Annotated in this window: 14 protein-coding genes; all 14 read right to left on the bottom strand. The window is 34.4% G+C overall.

Annotated features, from left to right (window positions below; translation table 11 throughout):
- Positions 1–21: 21 nt before the first annotated feature.
- Positions 22–1,179, bottom strand: coding sequence for an NAD(P)-dependent oxidoreductase (locus ACLIBG_RS05230; protein ID WP_439311699.1), 1,158 nt, complete (start codon positions 1,177–1,179; stop codon positions 22–24).
- Between the two features lie 71 nt (positions 1,180–1,250).
- Positions 1,251–2,306: an NAD-dependent epimerase/dehydratase family protein gene (locus ACLIBG_RS05225; protein ID WP_439311698.1), complete on the bottom strand. Its 1,056-nt coding sequence runs from the start codon at positions 2,304–2,306 to the stop codon at positions 1,251–1,253.
- 146 nt (positions 2,307–2,452) lie between these two features.
- A complete protein-coding gene (rfbC, locus tag ACLIBG_RS05220) occupies positions 2,453–3,037 on the bottom strand; it encodes a dTDP-4-dehydrorhamnose 3,5-epimerase (protein ID WP_439311697.1) in 585 nt (194 codons plus the stop codon).
- A gap of 101 nt (positions 3,038–3,138) precedes the next feature.
- On the bottom strand, positions 3,139–4,041 hold the full coding sequence (rfbA, locus tag ACLIBG_RS05215; RefSeq protein ID WP_439311696.1) for a glucose-1-phosphate thymidylyltransferase RfbA: 903 nt from the start codon (positions 4,039–4,041) through the stop codon (positions 3,139–3,141).
- A 164-nt stretch (positions 4,042–4,205) separates the two neighbouring features.
- Positions 4,206–5,408, bottom strand: a complete 1,203-nt coding sequence (locus tag ACLIBG_RS05210) for a hypothetical protein (RefSeq protein WP_439311695.1) — start codon at positions 5,406–5,408, stop codon at positions 4,206–4,208.
- Between the two features lie 110 nt (positions 5,409–5,518).
- Complete coding sequence (locus ACLIBG_RS05205; RefSeq protein WP_439311694.1) at positions 5,519–7,291, bottom strand: ABC transporter ATP-binding protein; 1,773 nt, start codon at positions 7,289–7,291, stop codon at positions 5,519–5,521.
- A gap of 47 nt (positions 7,292–7,338) precedes the next feature.
- Positions 7,339–8,433 (bottom strand): polysaccharide pyruvyl transferase family protein, encoded by a 1,095-nt coding sequence (locus tag ACLIBG_RS05200; RefSeq protein WP_439311693.1) that lies wholly within the window; start codon positions 8,431–8,433, stop codon positions 7,339–7,341.
- Positions 8,434–8,454: 21 nt separating this feature from the next.
- Positions 8,455–9,666: a hypothetical protein gene (locus ACLIBG_RS05195; RefSeq protein ID WP_439311692.1), complete on the bottom strand. Its 1,212-nt coding sequence runs from the start codon at positions 9,664–9,666 to the stop codon at positions 8,455–8,457.
- A 58-nt stretch (positions 9,667–9,724) separates the two neighbouring features.
- On the bottom strand, positions 9,725–10,756 hold the full coding sequence (locus ACLIBG_RS05190; protein ID WP_439311691.1) for a glycosyltransferase family 2 protein: 1,032 nt from the start codon (positions 10,754–10,756) through the stop codon (positions 9,725–9,727).
- 37 nt (positions 10,757–10,793) lie between these two features.
- Complete coding sequence (locus ACLIBG_RS05185) at positions 10,794–11,843, bottom strand: glycosyltransferase family 2 protein (protein WP_439311690.1); 1,050 nt, start codon at positions 11,841–11,843, stop codon at positions 10,794–10,796.
- Positions 11,844–11,919: 76 nt separating this feature from the next.
- Entirely contained in the window at positions 11,920–12,921 is a 1,002-nt protein-coding gene (locus tag ACLIBG_RS05180) for a glycosyltransferase family 2 protein (RefSeq protein WP_439311689.1), read from the bottom strand.
- Between the two features lie 68 nt (positions 12,922–12,989).
- Positions 12,990–14,222, bottom strand: coding sequence for a glycosyltransferase (locus ACLIBG_RS05175; RefSeq protein WP_439311688.1), 1,233 nt, complete (start codon positions 14,220–14,222; stop codon positions 12,990–12,992).
- A gap of 23 nt (positions 14,223–14,245) precedes the next feature.
- A complete protein-coding gene (locus ACLIBG_RS05170; RefSeq protein ID WP_439311687.1) occupies positions 14,246–15,430 on the bottom strand; it encodes a glycosyltransferase in 1,185 nt (394 codons plus the stop codon).
- On the bottom strand, positions 15,427–16,434 hold the full coding sequence (locus tag ACLIBG_RS05165) for a glycosyltransferase family 2 protein (protein WP_439311686.1): 1,008 nt from the start codon (positions 16,432–16,434) through the stop codon (positions 15,427–15,429). The genes ACLIBG_RS05170 and ACLIBG_RS05165 overlap by 4 nt, the downstream gene beginning before the upstream one ends.
- Positions 16,435–16,472: the final 38 nt, after the last annotated feature.

Here is a 16,472-nt window from a genome sequence, read left to right as displayed (position 1 = left end):
TCTACAACAGTCCTCCTAATACTATTTCGTAACAACCGTTTTTTCCTGCATCGTCTCCTGCCACGCACGTAAAGCTAGACTATCCGGAAGCTCTACATCTTCAAATGTAACAACCTTGCCCGCCTCAACAGATTGCTTTATTACAGCATCGACAAGTAAACCAATAGGTACATGATTGTTGTTGCTCGTCATGTCCACTGCTTCCCCCCGCACTTGAAAACTGCCGATTCCTTTATCAATTTTCTCCCCAGGTTGTAAACCATTCTTCGCAATTGCCGCAACACTGAATTTAGGACTTTCGCCATTATTTAATAATACGCCACCGCCATTAATAACACGTTTAATCGTTTTTACGATTTCCAGATGGCACAGGTGATAGTTTTGTAAAAGCGTATAATACGGACCTTCTCCCATTTTATAATAACGAAGCGTATCCTTTTGACGCGGATCGTGCTCCGCTGTAATAAATACTCCTGGTGGCGCTTTAGGAGCTAATACAAATTCACAAATCGCATGGTTTAATCGCTTTGCTTCTTCGGCAAGCTCTGCTCCTGTTTCATTTAAATCATCAGATGCCGGTGCAAGCAATCCGTCCTCAGCAATTCCTGCTCCTAACCCATTGGCAACGAGCGCTTGTTCAATCTGGACTTTCGTTCCGTCCGTGAAGGAAGTCGTCATATCAAGACGTACACCGTTTCTTTTGGACCAATATACCATATCCTCTGGATTCGGATCCAATTTTAAGAAGCCTTTTATATTTCCATAAACTAATGGCTTAAAGCCCATTTGAACAACATTTTCATGTAATGCGGCCAAACAGCCTGGCTGATCTCCTTCTGCCTCAGTAATAAATCCTCTCCGCGCAAAATAGGAACCCGTCGTCACTTGAAGTTCCGCATTCATTGTAATGACAGGAAGAGATGCGTTTATTGCTTTGTCAATAACTTCCGTTCCATAGATAACGTCTCCACTACATTCCACAATCAAATCACAGCTTTCCGTGAGTTCTTTTACATCGTTCGTTAAAACGTTAGGAAACGGGTAGCCTTCCATTGTACTTAAATCTCGGCGAGTAAGCACTTTCGCCAGCTCCATTTCGGTTTGTTTTTCAATTTCATAAGCTAATCCTTTTCCAATCAACCCTGTTCCAGCGATTCCAATCTTCGTAATTTTGCGCATAAATTTCCCTCCATAGCAGCATCTTCAAAAGATATAGCTGCAAAATTTAAACATATTATAAAACATTAATTTTATTGCATTGACGCGAACGACCCCGCCTTTTCTATCTCTAAAATGCCTCCATATTTATCTACTTGCTTCACAATGCGCTCCCATTTCACTAATTGCTTATACCAATTTAACGTGATCGTTTGCTCTGTTTTTTCGAGTGTACCGTTTTCTAGCGCCTTGTATATTTGCAACGCGCCATCTGCTGCCGTATATTTTGCCTTCCACCCAAGTCTTTCTTCAATTTTTCCAAAATCCACCCGATAGGAACGATGATCTGGCTCGCCATACCAATCAACTTTAACTTCAATTGGCAATGCGGTTGCTATTTCTTGTGCAAGCTCGCCAAGCTGATAATTATTTCGGTTGGATCCTACATTAAATATTTCCCCGTTAATAAGCTCCGGATCCGTTTCCAGCAGTAAACACATGACATCTGTCGTATCCTCGACGTGTACCATCGGCCGCCACTGCGATCCATCTCGCATCAAAGGAATAACTCCCTTTTCCCATGCGCCGAATGCCATTCCATTTACCGCAAGATCAAAACGCATTCGTGGGGAAGGACCATAAACAGTCGCCTGACGTAAAACAGTAACCGAAAAGTAATTATCCGCAAGCGGAAGAACGTCTTGCTCTGCCTTTTCATTTGCTTTCGCATAAACAGTTAAAGGATTTGTATTTGCTACTTCATCAACGATGACTTCTCGATCCTGAAATCCGTAAATACTACATGAGGATGGTAAAATATACTGCCTGACGCCCATCTTTTTTGCAAGCGTTGCTGCACGAACCCTCGCAGAATGGTTAATTTCATATGTCACTTCCTTAAACATTTCACCTGATGGGTCATTAGAAATGGCAACCAAATCTATCACAACATCCACTGTCGAAAAATGTTCCTCTGTTAAATGACGGCAATCTTCCTGCAACATCGTCAAATTTGAATGTGGTACAAGTTTATCCAATCCAAAGTAAAAACGATCAATTGCTGTAACACGATAACCTCTATCCAGTAATTTCGGCACCAATACACTCCCAATATAGCCACCGGCACCTGTCACGAGTACATGCTGCATAATAACTTCCCCTCCTCGATAATACTTCCATTTTCATTTATTACATGCTGTCTTTGTTTTTCCAACATTTGATCGGCAACATAGCTCAAAATTACAGCAGTAAACACACAACTTCTCAATTTATCCCACCACAAATTGCAAATTAATCATAGGGCTTTTTGCTGAACATCTGCCCGGTTTTCAAAGGTAAAGTTCATTGTTGCTTCTTTTAATAAAGGCTGTTTTCTGTCCTTTTCCGATAAAATCGGATTTGTTACAGGCCAATTAATTGCAAGAGCGGGGTCATCCCAACGTATCCCCCGATCATTTTCTGCGGAATAATACGCGTCCACTTTATATTGAACATGTGTGTTCTCGGCTAATGTACAAAACCCGTGTGCAAAGCCTTGTGGAACGAGCAGCATCCGGAAGTTATCACCATCCAATTCAACCCCTACCCATTCACCAAATGTCGGTGAGCCTTTTCGGATATCAACAGCTACATCATAAATAGATCCCGTTATCACACGAACAAGCTTCGTTTGCGCCATTGGAATAAGCTGGTAATGAAGCCCGCGAATAACACCTTTATCCATAGAAAGCGAATGATTATCTTGCAGAAAATCATAATGAAGTCCTAATTCTGTAAATGTTTTTGAATTAAAACTTTCCATAAAAAAACCCCGGTTATCCGTAAATACTTTCGGCTCCAGGATTTTCACACCATCTAGTTTTGTATTAATTATTTTCATTCATCGATCACCCTTTCGTTTAAAAGACTGTAATATTTCGTATCAGCTTTTTGATCATTTTCCCCTATGGTCAGATCCATTCCAAGCATCGTTATGAAGACTCACTGCGCGAGCAATTGATCTGTTCTTTTCACTTTGTTCATCTCGATGATTTGCAGTAAATATTGTCCGTATTCACTCTTTTTTAATGGCTCTGCCAACATCCTTAATTTCTCCTCAGAAATATATCCCTTATGGAAAGCAATCTCTTCCAAACAAGCGACCTTTAACCGCTGCCGTTTCTCAATAATTTCGATGAACTGAGAGGCTTCAAGCAACGTCTCATGGGTACCTGTATCCAACCAAGCAAAACCGCGCCCTAACAACTCGACATGCAAATTCCCTGCTGCTGCATATTCCTTTAAAACATCGGTAATTTCCAACTCACCACGAGCAGAAGGGGTTACCCTTCTTGCAATATCAATCACGTGATTATCAAAGAAGTATAAACCTGTAATGGCATGATTAGATTTTGGACGTTCCGGTTTCTCTTCAATCGATAAAACCTTTCCTCGTGAATCAAACTCCACTACCCCAAACCGCTCCGGATCCTTTACATTGTAACCAAAAACAGTAGCACCTTTTAGTTGATTACGGACCCGCTCCAGATGAAATGTGAATTCATGCCCATAAAAAATGTTATCCCCAAGAATTAAGGCCACGTCATCCGTACCAATAAAATCCTCCCCAATTATAAATGCTTCCGCCAGTCCGTTCGGCTTGTGCTGGATTTGATACGTAAGCTCAATACCAAGCTCCGATCCATCACCAAGCAGTTGTCTGAACCTAGGCGCATCCTCAGGTGTTGCGATAATTAAAATTTCACGTATTCCAGCAAGCATCAGCACAGAAATTGGGTAATAAATCATCGGTTTATCATACACCGGCAACAACTGTTTCGATATAGATCGGGTTAACGGGTATAGCCTCGTTCCGTTGCCCCCTGCTAAAATTATTCCTTTCATCGTATAAGATCCTCCTTGTTAGTTTTAAATGGCAAAATAAAAAACATCTCCATTCGATAGAGACGCTTCATTTGGTTCACTATTACCAGTTGTTATATTTAGTTGTATTTGAATATTTATAGTACTCTTAATCTAGATAGTTTAAGTGTTAACTGTATAGGATTTTAGATTAAAAGTGATTCCCCCTTATCGAATGAAAATTCTGATTTGCGATCCATGTTTTCTTCAAGTAACATAAATCTACTTATCCAAGTCATGACCTCATCTATACATATCTTTCCTTTTTTCGAGTTAATTTCATCCAATTTAAGAACGATTAACTCTATGTAAAATATGTAACGGTAAGTTTTAGGTTCCTGTAAATTATACGTGTGTTTAAAGTCAATATTCGTTTTCAACTTTTCATAATATAAGTCAAAACTTCCTCCCACCACTCCGCTTAATTTTTTTATCTCTACATTATTTACCTTATTAAACCCCCCTTTAATCGAAGCCAACATAAATAAAAAATAGTAAATATCAAAATACATACTTCGTTTGCCATAAGTATTCCAATCAATCACACGAGCACTTTTATTTATTAGAATGTTACCTTCCCAAAAATCCCCATGTGAAGATGCTAGAGCTATTTCATCTACTTTATTATTTTTTATCATAGATTTTGTATAACACAGAAATTTTTCGATCTCTTGATATCTATACGAAGAGTTAGAGTCTTTCAATTGAATTTCCCTTAATAAGGATTTAACGCATTGTAATTTTTCATGTGTATATTTTTCAATCTTTACTAGCTCCGGAGTAGTTGAAAATGATATGTTCTCAAGAATAGGAAATACCTCAGAGTAAACCCTATCAAGGTTATTGATACTATAAGAAGGTCTTTTAAGATTAATATACTCTTCTACAATGTAATATTCATCTTTGTCCCAAGTAATTATATTTGGTGCTAGTTTACATACAGTTGACTTTTGAATATTGCAAATTAAGGTTTCAATGTCTTCTGGGGGGGTGTGTTTAGAAAAACTGGTTAATACTAATTTGTCTTTTAAGTTGAAAATTTTTTGTTCTCCTTGTCGTAATTGTAGTAATAAGTTTCCGTAATAGTTAGTTTCTATACTTAAAATTGTAGATTTATTTCTTTTATATTCTTTTTTCCTTTCATAAAATTTTACTGTGAAATTTAACACTCGAATTGCCCTAAGTACAATGGCAGGAAATAAATTTAATACACGATTTCTCGGCTTCCTCTCAAAAAAAGTAAATGGGTTCGTCTTAGTAAGTAAATCAAGATAAAGCCTTAATATGCTTTGTTCTACATTAACAAATAATTGGTTTTCAATTAGAATAAAATAACTCTTCCTAACCATCATTTAAAGCCCCTTTTACAAACTATTAATTTTACAGTTTGTAGATTGGTTTGTTCGTGTTACTGCATCTTTAAAGCTTTCATCATCACTAAAATTACCCTCGATACATTTTAAATGATGGATTTTTCAAGGTTATCATTAACAAGCCTTCCTTTATTCAACCTAAATACAATGTCACAATTTTCTATTGTACTTAACCTATGGGCAATAATAATTAAGGTCTTTTCTCCTTTTAATCCATCAAACGCCTTCATAATTTCCTTTTCTGTTTCATTATCCAAGGCTGACGTTGCTTCATCCATAAATAAAATCTCAGGATTGTGATATAGGGCTCGTGCTATTCCTATGCGTTGTCGCTGACCACCGGAAAGTCTCACCCCACGTTCTCCTACCGATGTTTCTAATTTATCCGGAAGCCCTTCAACAAATTCTTTGAGTTGTGCCTGCTCTAAAGCCCGCCAAACTTCATTATCATCGATGGAGTTACTATCAATTCCAAAAGCAACATTACCACGGATCGTATCATCCGAAAGGAATATTGATTGTGGGATGTAACCAATTTTTTGCTGCCATAATTCCTTTTGATCATGTAGAGTTTTTCCATCTACCAAAACATTACCTTGTTCTGGACGAAACAGCCCTAAAATTATATCTACAAGTGTTGTTTTTCCAGCACCCGATTCCCCTATAAATGCAACTGATTGCCCAATTGGTATAGTTAAAGAGATATCTTTTACTGACCACTCCTTTTGTTCCGGATAGCAAAAGGATACTTCATTTAACTTTATTGAATCCTTAAATGTTTTTTCTCCTTTATTAATTACTATTGAATTTTTATTAACTTTTATATTCCCATCTTTATTCGAAAACAAATCATCATAGACAACTGTTAATGCAGGCTGATTGTATCGAATACTTGTTATAAGCGACATTACACGGGTAATAGAAGGCATTAATCGGAAAGATGCCATAGCAAATAGGGCCATTGTCGAAATGAGTTGAGCTATACTTGTTCCTTGAAAAACGATGATTAGCATTGTGATTAGAACGATAGATACTAACAAGGTTTCGATAAATAACCTTGGTACTAGTTCTAACATCTTCATATACCGACTATTGTTAGCCCTGATCTGACTTTGTGCAGTGTAGGAATTGATAAAGAATCCTTCTTTACCTGAAACTTTAACTTCTTTACTTGCCCCTAACCCTTGATTTACCCATTTAATCATCGTTCCATTTACCTTTTGCTGTTCTTTCCCAAGTCGACTTATTTTCTTACGCAGAAATGCAAAAAATAAAAAAACACTTCCTCCTAATAGGACAGAAGCTACTGTAGTGGCTATTGGAGCAGTCACCAATAGTAATATTAAAATACAAGTAATAACCAAAAACTCTGTCAACAATTGAAAACTCGCCATGATTATACCTTGAAATACCTTAGATACCTCTCCATTTATATTACGAAGTAACTCTGCACTATTTCTTTGCAAATGGAAGGAATATGGTTTTGTTAAATATTCTTTAAATAAATTGCTAGATAGCTTAACTTGTTGATTTAAAATGACTCTAAACTGTGCATAATTAAAAAGTAGTAAGTATAGATTTTTTAAAACGAAAACAGCCAGTAGCCCTATTACAGAAAATATAATAAAAGATGTTGTTGATTGAAATTCAAACAAGTCGTAAATATATGACAAAACAGCTTGTTCCTGGATAATTTCAGGATTTGTTATAATTCCGACAAATGGAACAATTAATCCAATCCCTATTGTTTCAAATATAGCTGCCACTATCATCAAGAAGAATAAAACTAAAAATTTTCTCTTCTCTCTTCTGTTGAAAAGTAGCATCAACTTTTTGATTGCCTTTTGCAAACTTATCACACCTTTTTCGAGATTGATTATATTTTTATGGAGCGATACATGATAATTTACAGTAATAATTTATCTAGTCTTTCAAACTGATTAGCAGCTTCAGACAAATACCTTCGATTATTTAATCTGTTGTTTAGTAAAACTTTTATTACTTTTTCAATTTCAAGATCCTCGATATTTTTAATAAAGCTACAATCACTTTCAATCTTTAAGTCTTCTAAAGCGTTGAATGTTTTATCGCTATATACTATTGGAAATACAGGCTGATCAAATAACAATCCTAAAATTATAGAATGAAATCTTATACCTACTATAGACATGCATGATTCAAATTCATACAGAAAAGAATCTATATCTTCACCATAATTAACAACTTGTATGTGCTTCTTGTATGAACTATCAAGGCTTTTTAACAAATATTTTATTGCGCGTATATCACCTTCCCTTTCACAAAAGGAAAATAGTTTTATATTATGGCCGAGCTCTACACACTTTTTTATTATATCCCCTATTTTTTCAATATATTTGTCCTGGTATTCTTTTAAGCCGTTTCTATTCTGGATATCAATAATTGAAAACCCAATACAATTATCTTTTGGTTGAGAATAGCTTTTTTCTAAATTAAATACTATATCTGGTGCATATCTGATATTGTCAGGATCCTTAAAGAGATTAAAGGAGTATGTATCCCTAAAACATACGTCATCAAACTTAGTGAAAAAGTCCATATATTTTTTTCGGTATAGGTCTTCCTTAAAAGGTCCAAAGTTCGCACCTAGAATATACGTTTTTTTACCTGCTTTTTTGAATTTACTCGGTAAGTATTCTCGCTTTTTTAATACTTCTTCCCAACCTTTAGTTTCCATAAAAATAGATCCACCTATAATAACTAATGCATCGTAGTTCTTATAATTCAAAAATAGGCTGTGTATTTTATCGAATAAATTATATGTCAGGTTTCCTACATTTAGACATAGTGACTTAATTATCTTTACGTTTTTGTAACTTCTGAATAAAATATTATAATTTTTGTTTGCTGTTCGTAAGTGAAAGGTCACATTTGGGTATCTTTCAATAAGTACCTTTAGAAATAGGTCATCACCTAGATTCCGAGCAAAGTATGCATCGACTAATATTCTCTTTTTTATCACTACTTTCACCTCTAAACAGTATTATGAAGCCTCGTTTCTAATAGATTTAGTCCTGAACATACTTTTCAATTTAATAACTCTACCTTTACCCATGAACTTGTTTTTAAAGTTTAACTTTAATTTAAAACCAATAGACATAATTTTTGATGATAACGGTATCTTAAAGTTTTGGCGTAGCATTTCATTATGTATTTCTTTTAAGTTATCTTCACTTTGCTTTTTGGCAATTATCGTCGCAATAAAGTTATTCCTATTAGAGTAATAAGCTTCTAAGTTAAATACGTTTGAATAACGTCGTATTTCCCCTATAACTTCCAATGTTAATAACGTTCTTAAACACTTTGGACATTTACCACAGTTATTCTCTTCATAAAAACATACATTCAAATATTTATAAGAAGGTTCATATTTTGCAACAAGCTTCGTTTTCTCTACTCTGGTCATCATAGGGCAAGAGGAATAAAAGCGAATGGTTTCAGTCGATAGCATACTCATATTAAAGATGTCATAACCATTTGTGTTTTTTTTGTTTAGCTTAAAACGTGTAATTGGTACACTGGAAGAATAGTAATAAACATTAAATAATCTTTGTAGTATTAAAACAGCCGACAAACTTCTCAATGTATTCGTTTGTTCAAAATTCATCATAAGTATTTCACTAATATTACTGTCTACCGTAATAAATTCCTTATTAACTTCTTCAGCGTATTTTCTGGTTATTTCAGCTCTTTCTTTAAACAAATCCCTAGCCCTCTCCCCTCCGTTATCACCATGAGAGCCAACATTAAAAAATGTAAAGTAATTAATTTTATATCCTTCTGGACAATCGTCATTTAAGTGATCAATAATGGTGGCAAATGAATCAACACCACAAGAAAGACCCGTACCAACAGCCCCTTTGTTTTTTATTGGATCATGACGTAGTAGATTACACGTTATTTTAATTTGTTTATACCCATGAATTTTAACTAATAATGGAATTAAATAGTTGTTAATAGAATAATACAGATTCTGAGAGAGTGGCGCCAAAATCCGCATATCACTCCCATGTTTTAAAGCATAAAATAATAAACCAACTACAAAACCATCAGCTGTTTCATCGGTTAAATATTCACCATATTTATCATCAATCTCATACCATAAAATGTTTTCATTTAAATTATGTTCAAAGACAGCTGTTACTCTTGTACCGGAATTGGTCTTAACGATTTTCGGCTTATAAATATTTATCATTAAATTAGTCAACTCCTAAAAATCGTTACATTGTAACATATTTGTTTTGTGCACATTTTCATGTGTAATGTTTAACTGAATTTGGCCCCTTAGTTAGCAAAATATATATGTTATAAAACTTGTAAAATAAACTTCCTAATAAGTAACTACTAATTAGTAAATTGGAAATTACTCTGATTTTAAGAGGCTCTTTCAACATTAATTCCTTGAAGTATTTGTTCTTTTTAATGTTTATCCCGGTTCCCTTCCAATTTTTAAATAATGTTTTGCTCACTTTACCTTTTTTGTTATAAATTATATCTCTGTTAACCCAGAAGGTGTGAATGAAGGATAAAAATTCAAATTCCTCTTTATTATGATTGTATATATTATTGTTTCTCAAATCTTGTTGAATAAAATTAGTTGCTTTTCCCACCTCTAATAATGTAGATGAAACAGAGTTAGTTGCTGATGTATTTCTAGCAGTAAAGTAATAGTATAGGTATTCATCAATAAGACATACTATTGGATTATGCATACCAAGGGAGCATGTAAAAGCTAAATCCTCTGCTTTAACAATATCGTTAGGAAAGTTTATATTACTGTTTATGATAAATTTTCTTTTTATGAACTTACTCCATAATGATGGGTTTATCTTACTAGTCATAATCATCTTTAAAAAATCGTCTCCTACCAACATTTGATAACTGATGTTTTTAGACGAGCTTTTTTTTATTGATTCGCCATCCGCAAAATAAAATTTATAGCATACAATATCGTAATCATTTTGTTTAGCCTTTTTATATAAAATTTCAATGGCATCTTCAGCTAGCCAATCATCACCATCTACAAAAAGTAAGTACTCTCCTTTTGCCTCTTTAAAGCCAATCTCCCTTGCCTTCATTGCTCCTTCATTACTTTGATTAATTACATTTATCCTAGCATCCTTCTTTTTCACTTTCTGAATTTCATTCAATGTATTATCTGTAGAACCATCGTTAACTACTATTATTTCTATATCTTTGAAAGATTGATAAATGAGAGATTCTATACATTTCCTTATGTGGTTTTCAATATTGTATGCAGATACAATTAGACTAACTCTTGGCATTTTACTAGACTCACCTCTATTACATTTAGCTTTAATGCTAAACTTCATTTTTGTGATTTTTTTGCGAATAAGCTAATACATTATTATTTCGCCCCAATATATAAGAAAGCTTTTTTCTAGCCTTAATAAACCCCTGGTATACAGTGGGATGAATTAAAAATAGCTTAAGTTCCATTCTATTTTTTTCTTTCAAGATATTTTTATAAGTATAAAATTCCGCTCTAAACTCTCTTTTCAACTTTTCCATAACGTCCTTCTCAACCGGAAAGTACTTTTGCACTAAATAATAATGAATGATAATTAAATGCAAATAAGTATTCGACCCCATTTGAAGTAATTCATTATATTGTTTTAACTCAAAAAATAAAACACGATCTTTAATTGCTTCTAAGGCCTCAAGTCTCTTAAGATTATATTTTTGATTTGTAATACTATTTTCGTTATGAAAGTAGTAATATAAAACCGCATCTGTGAAAACAAATTTTTGTGCAGCTTGAATAATATGGTGAATTACAAATTCATCATCGTTCACTTTTCCATCCGGATAGCGAACATGTTTAAAAACTTCTCTCTTATATAATTTGTTCCAGGGAACAACAGTTACTAAATTATTTTCATTAAATAAGTTGTTAAATGCTTCTTCTTTATGAAAAGTGTGCGTTTGCTGTTTGGTTATCGTTTTATTGCTCTCTATTATATGTTCATTTATGTTTGCGTTGTAGACTTTTGCTATCTGACACATAGAGATATCGGCGTTGTTTTCATGAAGGTGCTTTTGCAGAATTTCAAACATTCTTGGATGTATACTATCATCAGAGTCAACAAATCCGATTAGTTCACCACTTGCCATGTCCAAACCTTTATTTCTAACCGAAGATAAACCTACATTTTTTTGGTGAACCACTATGATCCTTTCATCTAGCTCAGCAAATTTATCACATATTTCTGGGCTCTTATCTTTAGAGCCATCATTAATAATAATGATTTCGAGGTTTTGATAAGTTTGATTTAATATACTACTAAAACACTTCTCAATGAATGCTTCCCCATTATAGACAGGGACAATGACAGTGATTAATGGCTGCATATTTGTATCCCCCCTCCTATACAGCAAACGATAAGTTATTTCTACCCCTTCTAGCAAGATTCATATTCAAGTATTATTAACTATTTAATACGAATCGATTTCTAATATAATAAATCACCAACGTCAGCTTAGGTAGTCTAGACCAGCATTGAATTAAATAAGTCTCCTTTTTAGATACATATTGATTATCTACAAATAAAGGTTTCCATAAAATAAGTTGATGTGTCACGATTTTCAATGCATTTCTTCGTACATCTTTATTTTCTTTCATAATATCTATGACCAGTCCTCTAAGGGATTTATAATAGTCTGCCGCCATAATATCCAGTACACACTTAGATGTATTGTTTTGTTTTAAATAATCCATTGACTCGCGAAAATTTTGTATAATATCTAACCGTTTATTACTGTACTTCGCTAACTTCTTCCTAGTCATACTTTCTGAATGGATTACATAGAAGTATAGTCGCTCTTCAGTAAATATTACTTTATTGGCTTGGAGAATAAGACGATACTGTACAGCAGCATCTTCAAAATTTCTATCAACCGGGAAACTAACATTCTTAAATAATTCCCTTCTATACAGCTTATTGCACAAGCCATACCCCGTAAGTTTACCTCTGTACATTTTAAACAAGGCCTCTTCATTGCTCATTAAATGAACCTTAGTACTAATAGTAGGTGTACCTAATATTTGACTATTTTCGTCTACTAGATAATTCATACATGTACTTATGTCAGCACTGTTTGATTCGCAAAGGTCAAATAACTTAGCAAGCATTGTTGATTCAAGCTGATCATCGCCATCAGCCATAAGAATGTATTTTCCAGTCGAAGCCTCAATAGCACGATTGCGCGCTGCCGACACTCCTTGGTTAGGTTGATAAATATATGTTATCCTCTTATCCTCCTGCTCATAGTACTTACAAATTTCACTGCTTTGATCTGTAGATCCATCATCAATAATTATTAACTCGAAGTCTGTAAATTCCTGATTTAATATAGATTCTATACACTTCTCCACATATTTTTCCAAGTTATATACAGTAATGGAAATACTAATAGAAGGAGAGTTCATTCTTTTTTCCCCCTTTTACCCTATAACCTCTCAACCTACTTTTTGCGCATGCATAAGTTTTCTTTTGATTAAACAGTGCTTTGTTTTCTTGATGTATTTCTTTCAAAATATGTATTTCTTTCTTTAAAATTTACAGGAGTTAGCTGTCCTACGTTTTCTCTTTTTAAAGCTTCGCCAAATTTGATTCTCAATTTTGGATTTTCTATTAACTTTACGATACTTTGTAGTAACTCCTGTACATCTACTCCTGAAATTAACCCCGTCTCTCCATTTTTAATCTGCTCTGCGGCACCTGCTGTATCAGTTGCCACAATAGGTTTTTTTAAAGCACGTGCTTCTGCGATGGTTAAACAGTAGCCCTCATGCCTGGAAGGTTGGACATAGATATCACTTTGACGTATATAAGGATAAGGATTGCTTTTTAACCCTTCTAATATAAATGAGTCTTCAACGTCTAATTCCTTTATCAAGTTTTTAATATGCACCATCCATTCACCCTCACCAATCCAATGCCACTGTATGTTATACCCAAGCTTTTTTAATTCGTAGAGTACCTTTACGGCTATATCCGGTCCCTTCTCTTTCATAACCCTTGCTACCGTTACAATTTTAAGAGTTGAAGAAGTGTTGAACACGTCTTCTTTTTCTGCAAACTGAGTAATTGTAGAAACCGGAAGAGAGCTTACCTGAGTCTCTATTTTATTGCTTAATGTCGGTATTTTTTCTTTTAAGTTAGTTGCAGCAGTTTTTGAAACTACAAATATGCGATTGAATGACTTATACATTTTCTTCGCAAACCACAGATCGAATCCTATTTGATTTACATCAAAATGTATCCATTGGTGCTTTTCTGCTGCCTTCACCCGGGTTGCAATATAGTATGTGATTATATCCATTGGTCCTGCGTAGGCTACTGCGATGTCGTACTCATCTTTCATCATTGGGACTTTCTTAAATATTATTTTAAACAACATTCGCCTGTCTTTAGTTACTCGTATATAGCTTTGGAGAGCAAATAGAAAAAGCGCCTCTTTATATCGGCGCTTATACAAATGTTCTTTTATTTTTTGTTTTGGATTATAAGAAAGGTGTCGAAGATGTCGACCAACTTGCGGGAAGTCTTTCATTTCCTTTATAGTTACATGTTTAGGTATATCCTGATAAAAACCACCCTTTTTTTGTAACAGTAAAACTGTAATATCATATTCTTCTTTCGGTAGTTCATGAAGCATATTCAAGAAAGCTCGTTCTGTTCCTCCCACATTCATACTTATCAGCATAAATAGGATTTTTTTCTTCATATTTCCTACTCTCACCCTTTTCATTAAGTCCCAATAAGTTTATAAAAGTTCTGAAGCTCTTCTACGTTACCCTTTTTCTCTTTCTTTTGATAAGCTATAATTCGTTCCTTTAATTCATGATTTTCAATCAGTTGCTGAATACCTGCTGCCACAGCTTCTGGTTTCATATCTACAACGATTCCGTTTTTACCCTCCATCATCTGACTATGCACGGCATCAAAACGTGTGGTGACAATAGGTGTGTTTAGCATTCTTGCTTCTGCAAGTGCTATGCCATACCCTTCAAATCTCGATGTCTGGACATATAGATCAGCTTCTTTAATGTAAGGATATGGATTCGATTTAACTCCCAAGAGTATCATTTCCTCTTCCAGCCCAAGCGACTTGATCTGCTCCCGTATCTCTTTTTCCAGAGGGCCTTTACCAAGCACATACCATCGAAACGATATTCCAGATTGTTTGAGTCTTGAACATGCTTCTATAGCAATATCATAGCCCTTTTGCCTTGCGATTCGGCCAATAGTTAATATCCTAATTCCATTAAAATTATCTTCATATCCTTTTCCGCTTATAGCCATTTTATTTATCAATTCTGGGTTGGTAATATCATAAATCACTTCTAGCTTATTTTCTACAGGTAAGTTATTTGCTAGAAAGATTTCCTTTGTTTTCTCAGAGACAGAAATGATCTTATCCATATTGTTATAATGCTTCATCTGAAATGTTCTTTCAATTCCCTTTAAGTTATAGCTGACGTTGACCCACGCATACTTTTTATCCGCTAATACCTTTTCGGACACATAAAACGTTGGAACCCCTTGAGCATATGCAATTGCCACGTCATAGTGTTTTTGATTAGATGGAATAACCGATCCAATACTTTCCCAAAATAACCTAGCTTTTGTAATATTATTTGGCTTACCTATCCTCAACTTAGACGAATAAAAAAGCCTCGCTGATGTATAGCGAGGAGGAAATAAAAAAGCAGTTTTCCAAAGCGGCTTTGAAGAAAAGTACGTGTATTTAAATGGTGGTAATATCTTTACCTCCTTTGGAACAAGCGTTTCCAATTCTCCTCCATACAAAAATAATTGAAGATCTACATCATACAAATCATAATCAATTAAACTTAAGAGAGTAACTAAACTTTTTTCAGCTCCTGCACACGCAAGTGAATCAATAACAAACAACAACTTTTTTTTATTCATAACTGCTCCGCCAATTTCTTGTTCTCTAGGCGTGATATCAATAGTTTATGAATGGATGGACTAATCCGGAAAGCACCGTAAACAATCTTTTTCTTTATACTTACTCGCGGATTATTCATCAATCTAAAAAACAGCTTATTATATAATTTTTTAATTTCTTTACGTCTATCATTAGCATTCGGAAGTTCCTTTTGGGATTGTAAATAATACCAGAAAAAATGCTCTGAAAAATGAAGAAGTGATTTTTCTTCCACATCTTTTAGCTTTTTTTCTCTAAAGAAAATAGCACGTTCATATAGTGCCAATAATTTATCAAACTTTTCTATAGTCATTGGTATTGGTGTGACACTACCTTTACGCCCCTCACAAACGACATAATAGTAAAGAGGTTCATGAACATAAACAACTTCAGCTGCAAGATACAAAAGTTTATGAGCAACAAATTCATCATCGTCAACATAGCCTATCGGGTATTGAATACTTTTAAAAAGAGTTTTTCGGTACATCTTGCTCCATGGAACGGAAAACAAACGGTCTGTATCATATAGACCATTCAAGGCCTCAGCACCGGAAAAAGTCGTTACAGAATAGTCTTGGACTGGGTCTTTCCTACGATTCTCATTCTTATCTTCTCCCTCTTCTATCGGATGAAAATTACATAGTACAATATCAGCCGCAGTAGTAACCATTTGATCGTACAATACTTCTAGCATTTGCTCGTGGAGAAAATCATCACATTCGATAAAAGTTATGTACTCTCCGGACGAATGAGAGATACCGATATTCCGTGCTGCACCAATATCTCTATTTTCACTATGTATTACCGATATTCTCGAATCAAGATTTGAATATTTATCGTAAATTATCCTATTATTATCTTCGTGCCCATAATCAACTAAAATAAGTTCGAAATTAGTAAAAGTTTGCTCTAATACAGATTTGATACAGAGAGGCAAGTTTAATCCATCATTATATATAGGTGCAATTACACTTATTTTTGGCATAGCATAGATATCCTCCAATTCCTGAAAAGTTTGTATCA

The sequence above is a fragment of the Virgibacillus sp. W0181 genome, from assembly GCF_051846915.1.
GTDB lineage: Bacteria > Bacillota > Bacilli > Bacillales > Amphibacillaceae > JBPYCR01.
The sequence above is the reverse complement of the archived record's forward strand: the minus strand, read 5'-3'. Positions and strand labels throughout refer to the sequence as shown.